Annotated in this window: 18 protein-coding genes and 1 pseudogene; 13 read left to right on the forward strand and 6 right to left on the reverse strand. The window is 65.2% G+C overall.

Annotated features, from left to right (window positions below; genetic code table 11):
• The 7 genes and pseudogenes from MJ601_RS04745 to MJ601_RS04775 all read left to right on the forward strand — a co-directional run.
• A pseudogene (locus MJ601_RS04745) lies at positions 1-466 on the forward strand (hypothetical protein); the annotation flags it as partial.
• Positions 467-516: 50 nt separating this feature from the next.
• Positions 517-1275, forward strand: coding sequence for a glucose 1-dehydrogenase (locus tag MJ601_RS04750; RefSeq protein WP_242123823.1), 759 nt, complete (start codon positions 517-519; stop codon positions 1273-1275).
• Between the two features lie 12 nt (positions 1276-1287).
• The gene (locus MJ601_RS04755) at positions 1288-2214 is read left to right on the forward strand and encodes an NAD-dependent epimerase/dehydratase family protein (protein WP_242123825.1); all 927 of its coding nucleotides are present in this window, start codon (positions 1288-1290) and stop codon (positions 2212-2214) included.
• Between the two features lie 159 nt (positions 2215-2373).
• Positions 2374-2856, forward strand: a complete 483-nt coding sequence (locus MJ601_RS04760; RefSeq protein WP_242123827.1) for a Csu type fimbrial protein — start codon at positions 2374-2376, stop codon at positions 2854-2856.
• A 13-nt stretch (positions 2857-2869) separates the two neighbouring features.
• Positions 2870-3607, forward strand: coding sequence for a fimbrial biogenesis chaperone (locus tag MJ601_RS04765; RefSeq protein WP_242123830.1), 738 nt, complete (start codon positions 2870-2872; stop codon positions 3605-3607).
• Positions 3608-3619: 12 nt separating this feature from the next.
• Positions 3620-6004, forward strand: coding sequence for a fimbria/pilus outer membrane usher protein (locus MJ601_RS04770; protein ID WP_242123832.1), 2385 nt, complete (start codon positions 3620-3622; stop codon positions 6002-6004).
• The gene (locus MJ601_RS04775) at positions 6001-6477 is read left to right on the forward strand and encodes a Csu type fimbrial protein (RefSeq protein ID WP_242123833.1); all 477 of its coding nucleotides are present in this window, start codon (positions 6001-6003) and stop codon (positions 6475-6477) included. The genes MJ601_RS04770 and MJ601_RS04775 overlap by 4 nt, the downstream gene beginning before the upstream one ends.
• Here the strand turns inward: MJ601_RS04775 and MJ601_RS04780 are convergent.
• Positions 6467-7384: a PAS domain-containing protein gene (locus MJ601_RS04780; RefSeq protein ID WP_242123835.1), complete on the reverse strand. Its 918-nt coding sequence runs from the start codon at positions 7382-7384 to the stop codon at positions 6467-6469. The two genes, MJ601_RS04775 and MJ601_RS04780, sit on opposite strands and share 11 nt — an antisense overlap.
• A gap of 336 nt (positions 7385-7720) precedes the next feature.
• On the opposite strand from MJ601_RS04780, the gene MJ601_RS04785 reads away from it, so the two are divergent.
• Both MJ601_RS04785 and MJ601_RS04790 read left to right on the forward strand, forming a co-directional pair.
• Positions 7721-9661 (forward strand): YadA family autotransporter adhesin, encoded by a 1941-nt coding sequence (locus MJ601_RS04785; RefSeq protein ID WP_242123837.1) that lies wholly within the window; start codon positions 7721-7723, stop codon positions 9659-9661.
• Positions 9636-10439 carry an OmpA family protein gene (locus MJ601_RS04790; protein WP_242123839.1) on the forward strand — a complete coding sequence of 268 codons (804 nt, stop codon included), beginning with the start codon at positions 9636-9638 and terminating at the stop codon, positions 10437-10439. Before MJ601_RS04785 ends, MJ601_RS04790 begins: the two co-directional genes overlap by 26 nt.
• A 28-nt stretch (positions 10440-10467) precedes the next feature.
• On the opposite strand, the gene MJ601_RS04795 is transcribed toward MJ601_RS04790, so the two are convergent.
• Positions 10468-11118 carry a TetR/AcrR family transcriptional regulator gene (locus tag MJ601_RS04795; protein WP_242123842.1) on the reverse strand — a complete coding sequence of 217 codons (651 nt, stop codon included), beginning with the start codon at positions 11116-11118 and terminating at the stop codon, positions 10468-10470.
• A 158-nt stretch (positions 11119-11276) separates the two neighbouring features.
• On the opposite strand from MJ601_RS04795, the gene MJ601_RS04800 reads away from it, so the two are divergent.
• On the forward strand, positions 11277-12461 hold the full coding sequence (locus tag MJ601_RS04800; RefSeq protein WP_242123843.1) for an acetyl-CoA C-acyltransferase: 1185 nt from the start codon (positions 11277-11279) through the stop codon (positions 12459-12461).
• Positions 12462-12503: 42 nt separating this feature from the next.
• Here the strand turns inward: MJ601_RS04800 and MJ601_RS04805 are convergent, their stop codons facing one another.
• Positions 12504-14102 carry an alpha-glucosidase gene (locus MJ601_RS04805; RefSeq protein WP_242123845.1) on the reverse strand — a complete coding sequence of 533 codons (1599 nt, stop codon included), beginning with the start codon at positions 14100-14102 and terminating at the stop codon, positions 12504-12506.
• A 422-nt stretch (positions 14103-14524) separates the two neighbouring features.
• On the opposite strand from MJ601_RS04805, the gene MJ601_RS04810 reads away from it, so the two are divergent.
• The 3 genes from MJ601_RS04810 to MJ601_RS04820 are packed head-to-tail and all read left to right on the forward strand — an operon-like array spanning position 14525 to position 17830.
• Positions 14525-15358 (forward strand): oxidoreductase, encoded by an 834-nt coding sequence (locus MJ601_RS04810; protein ID WP_242123847.1) that lies wholly within the window; start codon positions 14525-14527, stop codon positions 15356-15358.
• 16 nt (positions 15359-15374) lie between these two features.
• Positions 15375-16799, forward strand: a complete 1425-nt coding sequence (locus tag MJ601_RS04815) for an aldehyde dehydrogenase family protein (RefSeq protein ID WP_242123850.1) — start codon at positions 15375-15377, stop codon at positions 16797-16799.
• The gene (locus MJ601_RS04820) at positions 16799-17830 is read left to right on the forward strand and encodes an AraC family transcriptional regulator (RefSeq protein ID WP_242123852.1); all 1032 of its coding nucleotides are present in this window, start codon (positions 16799-16801) and stop codon (positions 17828-17830) included. Before MJ601_RS04815 ends, MJ601_RS04820 begins: the two co-directional genes overlap by 1 nt.
• A gap of 37 nt (positions 17831-17867) precedes the next feature.
• Here MJ601_RS04820 and MJ601_RS04825 read toward each other — a convergent pair whose 3' ends face one another.
• The 3 genes from MJ601_RS04825 to MJ601_RS04835 are packed head-to-tail and all read right to left on the reverse strand — an operon-like array spanning position 17868 to position 20445.
• Positions 17868-18614 (reverse strand): SDR family NAD(P)-dependent oxidoreductase, encoded by a 747-nt coding sequence (locus MJ601_RS04825; RefSeq protein ID WP_242123854.1) that lies wholly within the window; start codon positions 18612-18614, stop codon positions 17868-17870.
• 43 nt (positions 18615-18657) lie between these two features.
• A complete protein-coding gene (locus tag MJ601_RS04830; RefSeq protein ID WP_242123856.1) occupies positions 18658-19668 on the reverse strand; it encodes an aldo/keto reductase in 1011 nt (336 codons plus the stop codon).
• Between the two features lie 33 nt (positions 19669-19701).
• A complete protein-coding gene (locus MJ601_RS04835) occupies positions 19702-20445 on the reverse strand; it encodes a carboxymuconolactone decarboxylase family protein (protein ID WP_242123858.1) in 744 nt (247 codons plus the stop codon).
• Positions 20446-20450: the final 5 nt, after the last annotated feature.

Consider the following 20450-nt stretch of genomic DNA (forward strand, 5'->3'; position numbering starts at 1 on the left):
CGGCCTGCGCATCCGGCGGACGGGCGTTCGCGATGTGGGGGAGTTTCCCGGGCATTGCTGGCTGTCAGCCCTGTTCCCCAGCGGCAAGGCGTTCGGCATCCTGGCCTTTCCGCCGCGCAAGGACGGCACGCCCGCTTATTCGGAGGCCTTCACCTTCGACGGGCGGACCAAACGCTATGGCAAGGTGGTCGAGGCGCCCTGGCTGACCCGGTTCGAGCCGCATGGCGGGGGGCACGACCTGCTGCTGGAGATGGAGGATGGCGAGCGCATCCGGATCGAGGGGCGCACGCACAACAGCACTTTCCTGGCCAGGGGAACGCCGATGTTCGGCGACTGGACCCATGGCGGGGGACCGCATCCCACGCCCTTGCCCTTCGCACAGGGCGACGCCCTCTATAGCTGGGACGGCGAGAGCGCCTATGGCATGACCGAGCGGTCCCTGCCGATGGAGCGGTGGGAAAATTAGAGGCCGGGGCGCGTGCGACGCCAGCCGATTTCCGGGAAAGGATCGAGGGGATGCCGCTGTTTGAAGGGAAGGTCGCGCTGGTCACGGGCGGCGCGACCGGGATCGGGCGCGAAACCGCCCTGCGCTATGCCGCCCAAGGCGCGCGGGTGACAGTCGCGGACATCAATGAGGATGAGGGGCGCAACACCATCGGCATGATCGAGGCGGCGGGAGGAGAGGCCATCTTCATCCGCACCGACGTGACCAGCCCCGCCGATGTCGAGGCGATGGTGGCGCGGACGGTGGAGCGTTTCGGGCGGCTGGATGCGGCGTTCAACAATGCGGGCACGCCGGGCGGCTTCACCAATGTCGTGGATTGCACCATGGCCGAATGGGAACGGACCGTCGCCCTCAATCTGACAAGCGTGTGGCTGTGCATGAAGCATGAGATTCCCGCCATGCTGGCGAGCGGCGGCGGCGCCATCGTCAATACGGCGTCGGAGGCGGCGAACCATCCCGCCCCGCACATGGCGACCTATGTCGCGACCAAAAGCGGCGTGGTGGGACTGACCCGATCGGCCGCGCTCGACTTTGCCGGGCAGAATGTCCGGGTGAACGCGCTGCTGCCCGGACCCACGGTCACGCCGATGCTGCTGCGGGGAACGCAGGGGCTGGATCGCTCGCTCGAGGCCTTCGGCGCGGGCCTGCCGATGGGGCGCGTGGGCCAGCCACGCGAGCAGGCCGATGTGGTGATCTTCCTCACCTCCGAAATGTCGTCCTTCGTCACCGGCATGGCCGTGTCGGTCGATGGCGGCCTCAACCTCCGCTGAGGGAGAATGACGATGCTGGAAGGAAAGAAGATCCTCATCACCGGGCATACCGGACGGATCGGCCAGGCGATCGCGACCCGCTTCGCTTCGTCCTGCGAGATGTGGGGGCTGGCCCGGTACAGCCGCGAAGGATCGATGGATGCGGCGCGGGCGCTGGGCGTCATTCCGGTGCAGGGCGATTTCGCGCGCGGCTCGCTCGACCAGGTGCCGACCGATTTCGACTATGTGCTGCACATCGCCGCCGACGTGATGCCGCCGACCTCGGAAGACGGCATGATCGACAATAGCGATGGCGCGGCACGGCTGATGAAGCATTGCCGCAACGCCAGGGCTTTCCTGCATGTCTCGGCCACTGGCATCTACCGGCAGCATCCCGATCCGCATCATCTCTATGGCGAGGACGCCGACCTGGGCGGATTCTATGGCGGCCATTATGCGCCCACCAAGCTGGCCGGAGAGGGCGCCGTGCGCGCCGCTTGCCTGATCCTGGAACTGCCGACGGTCATATGCCGCCAGAATGTGCAATATGGCGGCGGACATGAAAGCGGCGGCCTGATCGACCGCTTCCTCGACATTTTCGTGGAAACGGGCGAGGCCTATCTGCCGCCGGAAGGGCCGCTGATCATCGGTCCGATCCACGAGGATGATATTTGCGACATCGTGGAACCGTCGCTGGGCATCGCGTCGGTCCCGGCCGGCATCGTCAACTGGAGCGGCGACGAGATGGTCGATTGGCAGGAATTGTTCGAATATGCGGGCGAGCTGATCGGCCGGCGGCCGAACTTCATCCGCAAGCCGGAATTCGCCTTTCCCAACTGCATGCCTGATCCGGCGAAGCGCCGGTCCATCACCGGGCCGCTCAAGGTGCGGTGGAAGGACGGGGTCAGGCGTTCGCTGGAAATGCGTCACCCCGAACTGCGGTTGAACGACGTCGGCTGATGACCGGCGGGGCAGGAGCTGACCCGGCCGGCCCGGCCCTCGACAATCTGCCGCATGAAAGTTTCGATATGACAGGAAGATCGCTAACCGTTTCCTAACCTTTTTCCCATATATTGATCTACATTAAGGCGTTTCAACTTTGAGTTGGGAGGGGGCGTCGTGCGCAAGTCATGCATAATTGCAGCCTTGTTCTTTCTGCCGAATACGGCGTGGGCAACAGATGCCACAACCACCATGGGGGTTTCGGCGACAGTGCTGAACGCCTGTCTGGTCACGGCAACCAGTATGGCGTTCGGAACCTATAATCCCACTTCATCGACGCCGACGGATGCGACCAGCACGATCAATGTCACCTGTACGCCCGGAACTGCATTCAATGTCGGATTGAATGCGGGCAGTACGGGCGGAGCCACGGTTTCCACCCGGCAGATGTTGAACGGCGCTACTCCGCTCAGCTATTCGCTTTACAGCAATTCAGGACGCAGCACCAATTGGGGTAATACGCCGGGAACCGATACGGTCGCGCAGACCGCGTCGACCATCCTGCCGATATCCTTCACCGTCTATGGCCGAATCCCTCAACAACAGAATGTTGGGGCCGGAAGCTACACGGATACTGTCACTGTTACTCTGAGCTACTGAAGAGACATCAGCCATGACTGGAAAATCATATGGCGCCTGGTCCGGATGGGGGCTGGCGGTGAGGGGATTGTGCGCGCTGCTGACGGCGGTCACGGCGCCGGCGGATGCGGCGGCGCTGCGAATCCTGCCGGTACGGATCGAGATGGTGGCGGAAAGGCAATTCTGTGCCTTCAGCATCGCCAATGACGATGCGGCCGCGACGACGGTGCAGATCAGGGGCTTTGGCTGGCGCAAGGACAGCGCGGGCAATGACGAGCTGGATCCGGAAACCGGCCCGATGGTCAATCCGTCGATCGTCAGCATAGCCGGCGGCGAAAGCCGCCTGATCCGATGCAGCCTGCCCGCCAAGGCGGGATCGCGGGAAGAAAGCTACCGGCTTGTGATTGACGAACTGCCCACATCGGCGGCGGAGCCAGGCACGGTGCGAACCCTGTTGCGCGTCAGCATTCCCCTGTTCCGTGTCCAGTCCGGCGCATCCCCGCAACTGCGCTGGTCGCTGGGCAAGGGTGCGGACGGACCGCTACTCATGCTCGCCAATCAGGGCGACCGTCATATCCAGGCGGTGGGCGTGAATCTGCGTCTCGCGAACGGAAGCGCGCAGGCCGTGAAGCTGGATCGCGGCTTCTACCTTCTGGCTGACGGGCAGATCATGCTGCCGGTCGGACCGCTGGATGGTAGCAGCATTGCCGGAGTGGACGTGCAAACGACCCAGGGAAAGCTGGCCGCTTCCCGCGCCGGCAGCGAGCGGTGAGGCCAGCGTTCGATGGCAACCGCCCCTGCATGGCGACGGGTGGGGCAGGGCGCATCGATTTTGGCCATCGCCGTGCCCATGGCCCTGCCGTGGCAGGCCATTGCGTCGGACCTGCCCGTCGCCATCGCGGTTCCCATGGTTTCGAAGCCTGACGCGCGGCCGCCCGAAGCACAATCCCCGGTGCGCGCCATGCCGGTCGGTGTGGTCATCAACGGCCGGCCGCTCGTCGAACCCTGCCTGATCGTGAGCAGGCAGGGGCAATTGTTCGTCCGGCAGGACATGCCCCGCCAATGGGGCCTGCGATTGCCGGAGGGGATGACGACAATCAGCGTGGATGGAGCGGATTTTTCCTTGCTGGATGGCCTGCCGGGTCTGTCGGCCCGGCTGGACAGCACGGGCGCGACGCTGCTGATCGATGCGGCGCCGTCGCTGTTCCCCGGCGCGCATGTCGGCGGCGGGCAGCGCAGCTTGCCGGTCATGGAAGCGGCACCGGCCCAATATATCGGCTATGATCTCTCCCTGTCGCGGACGAGCGGGCAATGGGCCGCCTCCGCCTTTCTGGACGCGGGCGTTTCGGGCGGCTGGGGCGTCCTCGGCACGACGGCGCTGGTACAGCAGGGCATGGGCAGCCGGGCTGTGGTCCGGCTCGACAGCAATTTCATTCGCGATTTTCCCGACGAGCGCCTCCGGCTGATATTGGGCGATGCGGTGACGCGGGGAGCCGACTGGAACCAGCCGGTTCGCTTTGCCGGAGTGAGGCTGGGCACGGATTTCTCGCTGGCGCCCGATGATATCACCTATGCCCTGCCGCGCTTTTCCGGATCGTCCGCCCTGCCGTCGGTGGTGGAACTGGCGGCGGCCAGCAGCCGCCAGACCCTCACCATGCAGCCGGGCGATTTCACCATCGACTATCAGCCTGTCTTCACCGGCGCGGGGGAGGTGACGATGACCGTCCGCGACGCCAATGGCGCGGCACGCACCGTCACGCGCAGCTTCTACACCAGTCCGCGCCTGCTGCGCGAAGGGCTGGACGACTTTTCCCTGGAGGCCGGGTTCCTGCGCAGGAATTTCGGAGGGCGCAGTTTTTCCTATGGCGCGCCCTTTGGCGCGGGTTTCTGGCGGCATGGCCTGGGCGGTGGGCTGACATTGGCGGGGCGCGTCGAGGCGAGCGGGGACGTGCAGATGGCGGGGCTGGGGCTGGGCCTGATCCTGTCCTCCTGGGGTGAGGTGACATTGTCGGGGGCGGGGTCGCAAAGCCGTTCCGGTGACGGGTTCATGTGGCGCGCGCAGTTCCAGCGGATCACGCCGCGCTATTCCGTCACCGCCAGCTATCAGGAGGAAGGCGCTGCCTTCGTGCAGGTTGGGGATGCGTTGCCGTCCCTGGACAAGCGCCGCGAGTTCATCGTGGCGGGCAGCCTGCCCCTGGGCCGCATCGGCAGCGTGAATGCCAATTATCTGGAGAATGACATGGGGCAGGGGCATCATTTTGCCACCGGATCGCTGTCCTATGGGGGCAATATCGGGCCTGCCTGGCTGGCGTTTGGCGTGCGGCAGACGAGGACGGCGGAACAACGGAATAACAGCCTGTTCGGATCGTTCACCCTGCCCCTGGGCGCACGCTCCAGCGCGGGGCTGTTCGTCGATGGAAAACGCATTGCCGCCAGCGTCACCCATACGCCGCCGCCGGACGAGGGTTGGGGCTATCGCCTTCTCGCCTCACGCGAAGAGGGGGGTGTTGCGATCGCGGAAGGCGGCCTGACATGGCGCACGGCGGCGGGCGACATCGATCTGTCGGCGAGCCGCTGGGGCGACACCGAAGCCGTGCGTCTGCAGGCGAGGGGCGCGTTGTTGCGGGCGGGCGGGCGGATCGTTGCCGTTCCGCAGCTCGACTATGCCTTTGCCGTCGTCGATGTGACCGCGGATCAGGAGGTGACCGTCCTTTTCGAAAATCGCCCGGTGGCCCGCAAGGCGGGGGAGGGCCGCCGGGCTGTCATTACCGGGCTGCAACCCTATTCGGTCAATCGGATCGCCGTGGATCTGGACGATCTGCCCATCGACACGATGGTCATGTCGGCCGAGAAAAGCGTGGTTCCAGGCTACAGGCAAGCCGTCAGGGTCAATTTTGGGGGACCGTCCGCCCGTCCCGTCACATTGCATGTGGTCGATGCGGGCGGCGCCGCCGTCCCGGAAGGCCTGGCCGTCTCCACCGGCGGTTCCGTTTCCGGAATCAGCGGCCATGACGGCGCGATATTTCTGGCCGATGCACAGGAAGGGCAGGAGGTCGTGCTGAGAGGAGCGGCCACGGCATGCCGCGCCGTCGTTCCGGCCTTGCCTGTCGGCCAGTCCATGGCGAAGATCGCGCCTGTGCCCTGCATGCCATTGCCGGAGGGACAATGATGAAGGCTATCGGATATGGGCTGGTCGCGCTGGCCGGGATGACCATGGCCACGCCGGGCTGGGCCTGCACGCTGTGCAGTTGTTCGGCTTCGACCACGGGCGTGAGCTTTGGCGGTTACGACCCCGGTGCCTCCAGCCCCAAGGACGGCTCCGGCACCGTCTCGTTGAGCTGCACCGGCCTCGTTTCGCTGGCCGGAACCATAGACATGGCCATGAGCCCCGGCAATTCGGGCAATGCGCTCGCCCGCAAAATGACGCAGGGTGCCGCGAGCCTGAACTATAATCTCTATACCAACAGCAGCCGGACAACGATCTGGGGCACGGGTTCGGCAGGCACCAGCATCGTCAGCGCCACATTGACGGGCCTTTTGTCCTTCAGCCAGACCGTTCCCGTCTATGGCCGGATTCCCGCGGGCCAATGGGTGCAGGCCGGCCCCTATGCAGACAGCGTGATCGTCACCATCACCTATTGAGGGACGAGGGGCTGCCTTCCGCCGCCGTGCCGATCAGGAAGACGCCCCCCACCTGTCCATCGGCCACGTGAAGCGGCGCGGCATGGAGCCAGATCGCCTTGCTTCCGGCGTCGTTGCCCACAAGCCCGGCCGCCATGCCGAACGGGGTTCCGGAGGTCAGCAGGTCTTCCATGGCGTCGCTGATCGTTGCCCGGCTCGAAGCATCGAACAGGGTGGCGAACCTGACGCCGATAATGCGGCTTTCATCAGTGCCCAGCCATCGCGCGAGCGCGGAAGAGGCATGGGTCACATTGCCCCTGATATTGAAACTGCCCCTGGCGAGGCCCGGCATGTCGTCGATGAGCGCCTCATAGGCTGCGGTCCGCGCATCATGATCGCGCAACGTTATCCGGTCGCTGATTTCATCGGACAACAAGGCGAAGCCGCCGGGGAAGGGCGTGATCCGAAAGCGGAAGACCTGGGACTTTCGGCCGGGCATGTTGAGCTCGAACTCTTCCGCGAGGCCGGTTTCGCGTACCCGGTCGAGCGCGCGCGCGATGAAATGATGCTCCTGGTCGGCCAGCAACTGAGGCAGCGGTGTTCCGCGCACTTCCTGTTCGCTCACTTCCATGCATTGGCGGGCTGCAAGATTGATACGTACCACATGGAGATTTTCGTCGGTCAGGATGACCTGCGTCGAAATCATGTCGAGCAGGATATCGAACCCGGCGGACGGATGGCTGATGTCGGGAAGATGCCGCTGGCCCTTGGACAGGCGAAGGAACAATTCGGTCGAAATCAGCGAGAGATTGATATTGCCATGATTCATGATGTGGACGGGTTCGTTCAGCGCGTGCCGCGAATGGGCCGCGAAATGCCGAATCAGAGCCGTCGCGGTAACAATCTGGCCTGAGGGAATGTCGTCCAATATCCTGCGCTCCCTCTCTCTCCTGGCATGGCCGCGCGATGTTCGTAATTTACATCCGGGCATTCAGCCTTGTTGAAACGCTATCGTAACGATGATTCTCTGTCGATCCGATATTGCCAAAAAAATCCTGCTAAATCATCAAAATTGAGAGTTTTTCTGAATTGCCGGGCCGATCCGGGTGGCCATTCGCGATATGTATTTTTCGTAAAATCACGCTCCCCGGCCTTCGCACGCTTTTAGCCGCGAGCGTTGCATCCTGCTCCTGGGAGATGGAATATTCGGCTCAACCGATCACAGGAGAGGTGAGCGGATGTTCCTGGCAACAGGGGCCAGGTCATGCCGTACAAAGCACCGCCAGAAATATCCTGCCATGTTCCGGCCGGACTATGGACCAGGGGGCTGATCACGGCCGCGCTGCTTGCCGGGGCCGGCCAGAGCATCGCCGCTCATGCCAATGTGGTCAGCGCCTGTTCGGGCGTCAGCCTGCCCAAATCGGTGCTGACCCAGACCATCGGGGACGTCATCACGCCCGTGCTGGCGCCCGTGGAATCGACGCTGAACTCCCTGCCGCTCGTGAATATCGATCTGGGTATCAGTTCTGCACTGAGCAACGCGGCTTCGGGCGCACCGATCAACCTCCAGGTGCTCGACATCAACGGCAATGCCGTCAACCTGCTCGCCGACCCGACCTGTGAGACCACGTCGGACAGTTTCAGCCTTCTGACGCCGAAGGGCATCTCCTTCGGCGGCAACAAGATAACGGGATTGGGCACGCCCGGTCTGGAAGCCAATGCCGGCGAACTGGACGCCATCGCCATCGGCAATCTCGCCAATACCTCCATCGGCGCATTCAACGCGGTTGCGATCGGTTCGGGCGCATCGGTGACGCATGCCGGCAGCGTCGCGCTGGGATCGGGATCGGTCGCCAATGGGTCGACGCTCAATCTGCCCGCCTATCTCGTCGGCGGCACGGCCAGTGCGGAGGTGAATATCGGCGCGCGCCGCATCACCGGGCTGGCCGCCGGCGCCAATCCGACCGATGCCGTTAATGTCGCCCAGTTGCAGGCGGTCAACGACGCGCTGGGCACGCTGGCGGGCAATGCCGTGCAATATGACAGTGGCGCGCGCACGCTCGTCACCTTGCAGGGGGCTTCGGGCACGCGGATCACCAATCTCAGTCCCGGGACCGTCAGCGCCACCAGCACGGACGCGATCAATGGGTCGCAGCTTCAGGCCACGAACGATCAGGTGGCCCAGAACAGCACGGCGATCGCCCAGCTCGGCTATGATCTGGCGGTGCTGAGCGATCTGGCGGTCAAATATCAGGACAGCACGAAATCCAGCATCATCCTGGGCGGCGTGAGCGGCACCACGATCGGCAACCTGTCACCCGGCAGCGCTGGCAAGGATGCGGTGAACATATCGCAATTGACCAGTGCCTCCAACGGCGGCGGGGGCGGAGGGGGAACGTCCCAGGACGCGCTTCCCTACGACCCCGCCGTCCAGGCCTATAATGCGGCGCGCGGTGGTATCGATCAGCAGATCACCGGGGTCGCCGCCGGAAATCTGAGTGCCAGCTCGACCGATGCGGTGAACGGCGCGCAACTTTACGCCACCAATGTGCAACTGGCCTATAATATGACCGCCATCACCGATATTCAGGAAGGGCGGGCCGGTTTCCTTCAGGTCAATAACAGTTCCGGCTATGCCAAACCCGTCGCCAGCGGAACGGATGCGATGGCCGCGGGCGCGGGCGCTGTAGCCTCCGGCGGCAACAGCATGGCTGTCGGCACGCTCGCGGAGGCGCTGGCGCCATCGAGCGTCGCGCTTGGCTACGCATCCGTGGCCGATCGGGCGAACAGCGTATCGGTGGGCAGCGCGGGAAGCGAGCGGCAGATCACCCATGTGGCGGACGGCACGTCGGCGACGGATGCGGTCAACCTGCGCCAGCTGCAAGGCGGCATGGGACAGGCGGTGGATGCCGCCAATGCCTATACGGACATTCGGTTCAACCTGTTGAACAGTGGCCTGCGCGATCTGCGCCGCGATGCGGAGGGTGGCACGGCGGCGGCGATGGCCATGGCCGGCATCCCGCAATTTTCGGAAGCGGGGACCGGCACGCTGGGCTTCGGCATGAGCAGTTGGCAGGGTGAACATGCCATCGCCATGGGCCTGTCCAAGGTGTCGGACAATGGCCGCCTCATCGTCCGCGCGGCCGCCACCTACAACAGCCGCAATCAGGGGGGTGCCAATGCTGGTTTCGGTGTCGCATTCTAAGCGCGGCTGGTGCCTTTGCGGGCTGATGCTGGCGCTGTCGGCAATGCAGGCGCGGGCGGCCGAGCCTGTATTCCTGCCCGACATCGCGCCCGCGTCGGATTTTCCCGACCCCGCTCACGCAACCCGCCGGGAGGGCCTTTTCCTGCCCATCGAAATGCCGCGTCTGCTGACGCCGGGCATGACCAAGAAACAGGCCTATGCCTTGCTGGGCGTGCCGCATTTCCATGAGGGCCTGTTTGGTGAACGCAGGTGGAATTATATCCTCAATTTCTACACGGGATCGGGAACGGCCTACCGGATATGCCGCCTGCAACTGCGCTGGGGCCGCCATATGCGGCTGGAAGGGATGGCGTGGAGCAGCGAGGATTGCCGGGCCGCCGTCTATCCCGTACCCGAAAAGCGCGACATGCTTGTCCCGCAGCCGCCGGTCCGGACGCCGGAGGCGCCTTCGCTCACCTTCTATTTCGATTTCGACAAGGCGGATCTGAGTGAAAAGGCCTATCGGGATCTGACGGCCTTTGTCGCGGCAAACCCGGGCCCCGGCCGCAAATTGTCCATCATCGGCTTTACCGACGGGGCGGGCCCCGACGCCTATAATGACCGGCTGAGCCTCAGGCGAGCGGACATGGTGGCGAAAAGCCTGGTTGCGCTGGGCGTGGCTCTGCCCGATTTGCAGATTTCCGGTGCGGGAGAAAGATCTCCGGCTCGAGAGGCGGAAGATGGGATGAGGGAGCCCCTGAACCGGCGGGTCGTGGTGAGGGCCATGAGCGGGTCCTGACGCCAAAGGCGGGGGCCTGCTGATGCGGTCATGAACGGGGGGCCAGACCGCTGGTGACGATATCGACCAGGGAGGCAGCGATTTCCTCCGCACTTTTCGGCCCGGCCGGATCGTGCCAGCGCGCGGGCCAGTTGAGCGCGCCCGCCAGCGTGAAGGCGGTGAACTTCACATCGGCCGGCGCGATCGAACCGTCCGCAATGCCCGCCTCGATCAGGCCGCGCAGCGCCAGATCAATGTCCCGCTTGCTGGCGCGGAACCGGACGGCGGCCTCCGGCGAGAGCGATTCATCGCCGGTCCGCACCATGCAACGGCCGAAATCGTCCATGTTGATCCGCGCATATTGGACCAGGAACCGCCGCAGCCGCTCCAGCCCGCTGCCCGGCTCGCCCCCGGCCGCCTCGGCTGCCCGGCGCAGGGGTTCCAGCCCACGCGTCACGCATTCGATCAGCACCTGTTCCTTGTTGCCCAGATAATGATAGATTGTCGGCTTGCTGACGCCCAGCGAGGCCGCCACATCGTCCAGCGAGGTCGCATGAAAGCCGCGCGCATTGAACATGCGGACCGCCGCGCGCAGCACGGCCTCCCGCTTTTCTTCCCTGTCCCTGATCTTTTCCTCGCGCGTCCTGAACGGGGAGGGCGTCGCCGGGGCGTCCGGGCGGATGGGGGCATTGCCGGGCAATGAAAACTCCTTTGCCCCACCATTGACAAGAAACGCAGCAATAAGCAATATACTCACGAGTAGATAAAGGCGAACGGGTCCGTGCCATCAAGGTCCGGCTCCCCATCCGATCGTCAGCGCACGGGCGTCGCGCCCGGTCTTTGAAAGGTATCTCCGTCATGCAGAATGATCCTGTCGTCATCGCGGGCTATGCCCGGACCCCCATGGGCGGATTCCAGGGCGTGCTCTCGCCGCTCAAGGCCACCGATCTGGGCGCGGCGGCGGTGAAGGCGGCCGTCGAGCGTGCCGGGGTCGCGACCGATGCGGTCGACCGCATCTATATGGGCTGCGTACTGCCTGCCGGGCTGGGGCAGGCGCCCGCGCGCCAGGCCGCGCTGGGCGCGGGCCTTGGCCTCAACACCGAAGCGACCACGGTGAACAAGATGTGCGGATCGGGGATGCAGGCGGCGATCATGGCACATGAGGCGCTTTCCGCCGGTGCCGCGGACGTCGTGATCGCGGGCGGGATGGAAAGCATGACCAACGCGCCCTATGCCCTGCCCAAGCATCGCGGGGGAGCGCGTATCGGCCATGACCGGATCGTCGACACGATGATGATGGACGGGCTGGAGGATGCCTATGAGCCGGGCAAGGCGATGGGCGTCTTCGCCGAGGAGGCGGTGCGCGACTATCAGTTCAGCCGGGCCGAGCAGGATGATTATGCGATCCGTTCGCTCACCCGCGCCAATGAGGCCATCGCCAGCGGCGCCTTTGCCCGCGAGATCGCGCCGGTCACGGTTGCCGGACGCGGCGGCGACAGCGTGGTCGATACCGACGAACAGCCCGGCAAGGCGCGGCCGGACAAGATTCCCTCGCTCAAGCCCGCCTTCGTCAAGGACGGCACGATCACGGCCGCCAATGCCTCCTCCATTTCGGACGGCGCGGCGGCGCTGGTGATGACGCGGCAGAGCGTTGCCCAAAAACTGGGCCTGCCCATCGTGGCGAAGGTCGTCGCCACTGCCGCCCACGCCCATGAGCCCGCCAAATTCACCACCGCGCCGGTCCCAGCCATGCGCAAGGCGCTGGAAAAGGCCGGATGGTCGGTGGACGATGTCGACCTGTTCGAAGTGAACGAGGCCTTTGCCGTGGTGGCGATGATCGCGGCGAGGGAACTCAACATTCCGGCGGAGAAGCTGAACGTCAACGGCGGCGCGACGGCGCTCGGCCATCCCATCGGCGCGTCGGGCGCGCGTATCCTGGCGACGCTGATCGCCGCGCTGGAGAATAGGGGGCTGAAGCGCGGCGTCGCGAGCCTCTGCATCGGCGGCGGCGAAGCGACGGCCATGGCGGTCGAGCTGGTCTGACCGGGATCGACGGCGGGCTCCGCTGCAGCAGGCCCGCTCCGTCTATTCTGCCTTCGCGACCAGGCCGGAGGTGGCGGGCAAATGCCAGGCCTCCGCGCCGCCGGTGGAGAGCAGCGGCGTCCACCCCCCGGCATCGCGCGGCTTCCATGCCCACGCCTTGTCGCCCAGGTTGAAGACGCAGAGCATCCGTTCGTCGCCCCGCGCCCGTTCGAACGCCAGAAGACCATCCGGCGCGTCGAGAAAATCGATCGTCCCCGCGCGCAGGGCGGGCGATCCGTTGCGCAGGGCCAGCACCTTGCGGGTCCAGTGGAGCAGGGAATCCGGCTGCGCCTCCTGCACATCCACCGCCAGCGCGCGATGCGCTTCCCCGACCGGCAGCCAGGGCCGGGTACTGGAAAAGCCGAGATAGGGCGCATCCGACCGCCACGGCATCGGCGTCCGCGCCCCGTCGCGGGACAGGGTCAGCGGCCAGTTGGCGATGGCTTCGGGGTCCTGCAGGTCCTCAAAGGCGATGTCGACCTGCGGCAGCCCCAGTTCCTCGCCATAATAGAGGAAGATATTGCCGCGCAGGCATGCGAGCAGCAGCATCTTCATCCGGCAATAGACGGTCGGGTCCGCCCCCTTGGCCCAGCGTGACACGGCGCGCGGCGCATCGTGATTTTCAAATGCCCAGCTGGGCCAGCCCGTCCCGGTTTCGGCGGGCCATTTGACCAGCGCCGTCTTGAGAAATTGAGCGGTCAGTTCCGGCGCATAGAGAAAGTCGAAGCCATAGGCGGTGTTCAGCCGGTCGTTGCCGCGGGTAAAGGCCTTCATCTCCACGTCGCTATTGTCGCCCCCGACCTCGGCGACGGTGAACCGGTCCTCATATTCGTCGAAGACCTGCCGCACCTTCTCCAGAAACAGGGGAATGTCGGGATGGCTCTGGCTGTATTTCTTGATCTGGAAGTCGAAGGGGCGCGTGCGGACCTTCCCATTGTCGGGCGCGGGCGGATTGTCGCGCAGTTTGGGGTCGTGCATCGAATGGTTGATCGCATCGATGCGGAAACCGTCCACGCCCCGGTCCAGCCAGAAGCGCACGATATCGAATATCCGATGCTGCACCGGCGCATGATGCAGGTGCAGTTGCGGCTGCTCGCGCAGGAACTGGTGCATATAATATTGCCTGCGCCGCGCATCCCAGGTCCAGGCCGGGCCGCCGAATACCGACTGCCAGTTGTTGGGCGGCGATCCGTCCGGCTTGGGATCGGCCCAGACATACCAGTCGGCCTTGGGATTGTCCCGGCTGGAGCGGCTTTCGATGAACCAGTCATGCTCGTCGGAGGTGTGCGCCCAGACCTGATCCACGATGATGCGCAGGCCAAGCTCATGTGCCCGGGCCACCAGCGCGTCGAAATCCGCCAGCGTGCCGAAGATCGGATCGACGTCGCAATAATCCGACACGTCATAGCCGAAATCGCGCATCGGGCTCCTGAAGAAGGGCGACAGCCAGATCGCGTCCACGCCCAGCGATGCCACATAGGGCAGATGGGCGGTGATGCCGTTGAGATCGCCGATGCCATCCCCATTGGAATCGGCAAAGCTGCGCGGATAGATCTGATATATGGCGGCGCCGCGCCACCAGGGGAGAGCGGGATCGGTCATCGGGGCAAGGCACTCCGGACAGCGGGGGCGCTATGGTTGAGAAGAAGGCGGCGAGGGGCGGGCTGGGTGCCGGAGCGGTCGATCATCTCCGCGATCCGGCACGGATGCTCGGTCATCAGATCGTCCAGACCCATAAAGTCCCCCATGGTCGAACTCTCGTCCGAAAAGCCCGTCGCGCCGCAATCATGATAGTGGCGCGGATCGTTGTGCCAAGCGGGGAATTTCAGCCTGTTGCACCAGGACCGCGATTGCCGTCTCCTGGCAAGGCAGACATGTTCTGCAACAGCTTTGGCGTGTCATGCAAAACTTATGGCACGTGCTGCCAATGATATGGCGCAATGCCGTGGCTACTTCTCGTCATGAGGCGCGGATCATGTTCCTGCGCTGGATGGATTTCTCATTGGAAGGAACGGATCGGACAGATGGTCAAAGTCGCACTCGTCACAGGCGCCTCCTCCGGCATCGGGGAGGCCACGGTTCTCAAGCTTCAGGCGCTTGGCTATACCGTCTACGGCGCCGCCCGCCGGGTCGATCGCATGCAGCATCTGGCCCAGTCCGGCATCCGCGTGCTGGAGATGGACGTCACCGACGATGCTTCCATGCAGGCGGGGATCGACGCGATCATCGGCGAAGCGGGCCGCATCGACGTGCTCGTCAACAATGCCGGTTACGGCTCCTACGGCGCGATCGAGGATGTCCCGATGGAGGAGGGGCGCGCCCAGTTCGACGTCAATGTGTTCGGCGCTGTCCGGCTGATCCAGCTCGCGCTGCCGCATATGCGGGCGCAGCGATCGGGCACGATCGTCAACATCACCTCGATGGGCGGCAAGATCCATACACCGCTGGGCGCCTGGTATCATGGCACCAAATTCGCGCTGGAGGCCATGAGCGACTGTTTGCGCATGGAGGTGCAGCCCTTCGGCATCGACGTCGTCGTGATCGAGCCGGGCGGGATCAGGACCGAATGGGCCGGTATCGCCGCGGACAAGCTGCGCGCCACGTCGGGCCATGGCCCCTATGCGCCGCAGGCCAATGCCATGGCGGTTTCCATGGTCGGCGAGGCGAGCGTGAAGCGTCAGTCGCCGCCTCAACTCATCGCCGATACGATTGGCAAGGCCGTCACCGCGAGGAAGCCCAAGACGCGCTATGCGGTCGGCTTTGGCGCCAAGCCGATGATCTTCCTGCGCGGCCTTCTGTCCGACCGTGCCTTTGACGGGCTGATGCGTCAGGCCACCGGCATCTCGAAGGTTTTGTAAATCCAAGGAATGATGGATGCGTGATATTCTGAACCATTATATCGACGGGGACTGGGTCGCTTCCACCGGGGAAGGGATGCAGGACATCGTCGATCCGTCGACCGGCCATGTGTCGGGCCGCCTGATCCTTGGGACCGCGGAGGATGTGGAGCGGGCCGTTGCGGCGGCGCGGCGCGCTTTCCCCGGCTATGCGCGCGTCGGCGTGCAGGACCGCGTGGCATTGCTCCATCGCATCGCCGATCTGCATGAGGCGCGGGTCGAGGACATGGCGCAGGCGGTGACCGCCGATATCGGCATGCCCATCGCCTTTGCCCGCATGACGGTTGCGGCGGGCGCAGGGCAGTTCCGTTCGCTGGCGAAGGCGCTGCCGGATTATCACTTCGCCCTCGACCAGGGCGGCACCCGGATCGTGAGGGAGCCGATCGGCGTCGCCGGACTGATCCCGCCATGGAACTATCCCGCGCTCCAGTCGGCGGAAAAGATCGCCCCGGCCCTGGCGGCGGGCTGCACCATGATCCTCAAGCCCGGCACGCCCTTCACCAACCAGGTGCTGGCCGAAATCCTGCATGAGGCGGGCGTGCCCAGGGGCGTGTTCAATCTGGTGAACGGGCGCGGATCGGTGATCGGCACCGCGCTCAGCCGTCATGCCGACGTCGACATGATCGCCTTTACCGGATCGACCGGCGTTGGCATCCAGGTGCAGAAGGACGCCGCCGAAACGGTCAAGCGCGTCAGCCTGGAACTGGGCGGCAAGTCGCCGCACATCATCCTGCCGGACGCGGACTTCAAAGCCGCCGCGCAGGGAGCGGTGGCCAAGGTCATGAGCAATAGCGGCCAGACCTGCGCCGCCCCCACCCGGACCTTGATCCCGCGCGCGCGCAAGGCCGAACTGGAGGCGCTGATCCTTGGGGCGGCCGAAGCGATCCGGGTCGGCGATCCGCTGGCGGACATGTTCATGGGACCGGTCGCCAACGAAGCGCAGTGGCATACGGTGCAGCGCTACATCCAGTCCGGCATCGACGAAGGCGCGACGCTGCTCTGCGGCGGGCCGGGGCATCCCGAAGGGCGGGACGAGCGCTGCGCAGGGGGCTGGTTCGTCCGTCCGACCGTCTTCACCGACGTCGGCAACGGCATGAAGATCGCCCGCGAGGAGATTTTCGGGCCGGTCATGTCGCTGATCGCCTATGACTCGGTGGACGAGGCCGTCGCCATCGCCAACGACACGCCCTTCGGCCTTGCCGCCTATGTCGATGGCGGCGACGAGGCCCTTGTCCAGAGCGTCGCCGGGCAGTTGCGCGCGGGTCAGGTCATGCTGAATGGCGCGAATCCCGATCTTCAGGCTCCGTTCGGCGGCTACAAGCAATCGGGCAATGGACGCATCTGGGGTCTTGCGGGGCTGGAGGAATATCTGGAGACTAAGGCCATGGTAGGAATCCGCTGATGGCGCAGGTCGACAAGTGCAAGATACCGCAGGCATTCTGGCGGGCGGCCGAACAGTTCGGCATCCGGCCCGCCGCATTGCTGCGGCAGGCGCGGCTGCCGCTGACCTTGCATCTTGGCGGCCCGGCCTTTGTCGGCACGGCGCAATATTTCGCGCTGATGCAGGCGCTGGCGGATCTGTCGGGCGATCCGGCGCTGGGCGTCCGCATGGTGCGGGAAGTCGACACCGCCGTGCATCCGCCCTCCAGCCTCGCCGCCTTCTATGCCCGCGATTATCGCGACGGGCTGGCGCGGCTGGCCCGGTTCAAGCGGCTCTGCACGCCCGAGCAGTTGCGGATCGTCGAGACGAGGGGAGACTGCGCCATCTGGGTGGAATGGCCCTTCGCCATCGGGCCGGAACCCGATATCTCGGTCGACATCACCTTTGCGACATTGGTGGAACTGGGGCGGCGCTCCACCGGGCGGCTCATCGTGCCGCGCAGGCTGGATCTGTCCCGGCGGGGACCCGTGGGCGCGACCCATGCCGATTATTTCGGCTGCCCGATCCGCACCGGTGCGCCGCGCGACCTGCTGTTGCTCGACGCGGCCGATCTGGACCGGCCATTTCCCGGCCATAACCCGGAAATGCTGGAGATGCTGACGCCTGCGCTGGGGACCGCGCTGGCCGAACTGGAGGCGCAGAGTTCCATATCCGAACAGGTGAAGATCATGCTCAAGAGGAGCCTTGCGAGCGGCCAGCCGGGCCTCTCCGACATGGCGAAGCAGCTCGGCATGAGCGACCGCACGCTGCAACGGCGCATCACGGAGGAGGGGTCGACCTTTCGCGACCTGCTGACCGAGGCGCGCCGCGATCTTGGCCGCCATCTGCTGACCGATCCGGCCACCGAGATCGAGGAGGTCGCCTGCCTGCTCGGCTATCAGGATACGACCTCCTTCTATCGCGCCTTCCGCGAATGGGAGGGGATGCCGCCGAACCGGTGGCGCGAGATGCATATATCCCGGCCGGTTGGGGCATCCGCCGCCCTGTCATGACCGCCATCCTTCCGGTGCCGGCCCGACAGGATGGAGATCACACCCCGCCGGCGGCGATGATGCTTTCCCCGCTGACCCAGCGGCTGTCGTCCGATACCAGCAGCGCGACCAGATCGGCCATGTCCTCCGGCGTTCCGATCCGGCCCTGCGGATGGCGGCTGGCGAAGCGGACCTTGGCCTCGTCGCCCATGCCGCGCGTGATGAAATCGGTGTCGATCATGCCCGGCTGGATCGAATTGACGGTGATCCGCCGCGCGGACAGTTCCACCGCCCAGGCGCGGGTGAAGGCATCGACCGCCGCCTTCGTCCCCGCATAGGGGCCCAGGCCAGGCAGGCGCGCCAGCACGGCGGTGGAGGAGAAGTTGACGATCCGGCCGCCGTCGCGCAGCAGCGGCAGCACCTTCTGCGTCAGGAAGAAGAGGCCGCGCGTGTTGAGCCCGAACAGCGCGTCAAATTCCTCGACGCTGCATCCGGCGAGCGTCATGTCGGACTTTTGCGAACCGCGCCCGGCATTGTTGACGAGGATGTCGATACTATCCACCCGCCCTTTGATTTCCGAGACCATCCGGTCGATCGACGCGAGGTCGGAACAGTCGCCCTGCACCGCAAAGGCCTGGCCGCCCTTGGCCACAATCTCGTTCACCAGCGCCGTCGCTTCCGCTTCGCTGTGGACATAGTTGACGATCACCGCGGCGCCGTCGGCGGCCAGCCGCCGCGCGACAGCCGTGCCGATGCCCCTGGACGCGCCCGTGACCAGTGCCGTCTTGCCCTTCAAATCCGCCATTCCTGCATTCCTCTTTGCTTGATATCGGAAAATTCCATGCGTCCTAGATACGGTGCGGGTGCGGCCCGAATTCGGCCTCATAATAGGGCACGACCATGCCGCCGCGCGGCACGATCCGGTCGACGGCCTTGCGATCCTCGTCCGTGATGCTGACCTCCAGTGCCTTCAGATTGTCCTCCAGCTGTTCCATGGTGCGGGGGCCGATGATGGCGCTGGTGACGCCGGGCTGGCCCATCACCCAGGCGAGGGCGAATTGCGACAGGGTGCAGCCCTTCGCCTCGGCCAGTGCCGCCAGCTTTTCCACCGCGTCGTAGACCGGCTGGACCCAGCGCGCCTTTTCCAGCGGATTGCCCGGCCAGCGGGCATAGCGCGCCTCGTCGGGATGGGGCGCCTTGCCATGGCCATATTTGCCCGACAGCAGCCCGGCCGCGAGCGGGCTCCAGGGCAGGACGGCCAGGCCATAGGTCTGCGCCATGGGGATGAGCTCGCGCTCTATGCGGCGCTCGAAGATATTGTAGGGCGGCTGTTCCGTCACGAAGCGGTTGAGCCGCTGGCGGTCGGATGTCCACAGCGCCTCCATCACCTGCCATGCCGCGAAGGTCGAAGTGCCGATGTACCGGACCTTGCCCGATGTCACCAGATCGTCCAGCGCGCGCAGCGTCTCGTCGATCGGGGTGTTGGGATTGGGCCGGTGCTGCTGGTAGAGGTCGATATAATCGGTCTTGAGGCGGCGCAGGCTCTTTTCGCACTGTTCGATGATGAAGCGGCGGGACGAGCCCATCATGTTCGGCCCTTCGCCGATGCGGATATAATATTTGGTGGCCAGGATCACCTGGTCGCGCCTGCCGTTGCGCTTCAGCGCGTCGCCCGTCACCTCCTCGCTCCGGCCGCGGCCATAGCTGTTGGAGGTGTCGAGCAGGTTGATCCCGGCATCCAGCGCGCGATCAATGATGGCATAGGAATCCTCCGGCGTGGTGCGGTCCCCGAACATCATGCAGCCCAGCGCCATGGGGCTGACCTCCACCCCCGTCCGGCCCATCAAGCGATATTCCATCATCCTCTCCATCTTTTCCGCCGGGCCTTCGGATCAGGCAGGAAGCGCCTGTCTTTCCAGCTCCGTCCGCATGGCATCTATACCCGTAATATAGGCATGGCTGCCAAGGCCCATGCCCAGTTGCATCGCGGCATATATCTCCTCGGCCGACGCACCATGGGCAAGGGCGAGGCGGCTGTGGCGCCGCACGCCCTCCACATTCGCGAGCGGCGCGCATCCGCACAGCGCGATGGAAATCAGCGCGCGGCTCTTGGCGTCGAGCGCCGGTTCATCCTCGATGGCGTTGGTGAGTTCGAGCCAGGCGGTGAAATGGTCGGGCATATGGGTGATGGCGATATCCATCCATTCGTCCCAATAGCCTGCCCGGGCGATGAACGCGCTCTTGTAGGCGCGGGCCGCCTCGACCGCCGCGGGCGGTGCCGTGGGAGGCCGCACGCCCGCGGCTTCCAGTTCCTGATGGATGGCGAGCAGCGCGGGGCCGTAGGACCGCTCCGACGCTTCCGTGGCGAGGCGCAGCACTTCGATGATCTCCGGCACGGTCGCGCCCGCCTTGAGCGCCAGTCCGGCGTGGAGCGCGATGCCGCTGGGGAACAGATGGGTGACGACCGAATCCACGCCGATCCAGATCAGTTCGCGCAGCTTTTCGGAGATATGGCCCGCCGCGACGACCGGCGCCACGAAAGCGGACATGCGTCGCACCGCCCCCGGCGCGTGACGGACATAGACGGCCCAGACATCCTCTCCCCCGGCTATGTCGCGCAAGTCGGTTTCCGGCATGGGAT

This window comes from Sphingobium trunci (assembly GCF_022664535.1).
Lineage (GTDB): Bacteria > Pseudomonadota > Alphaproteobacteria > Sphingomonadales > Sphingomonadaceae > Sphingobium.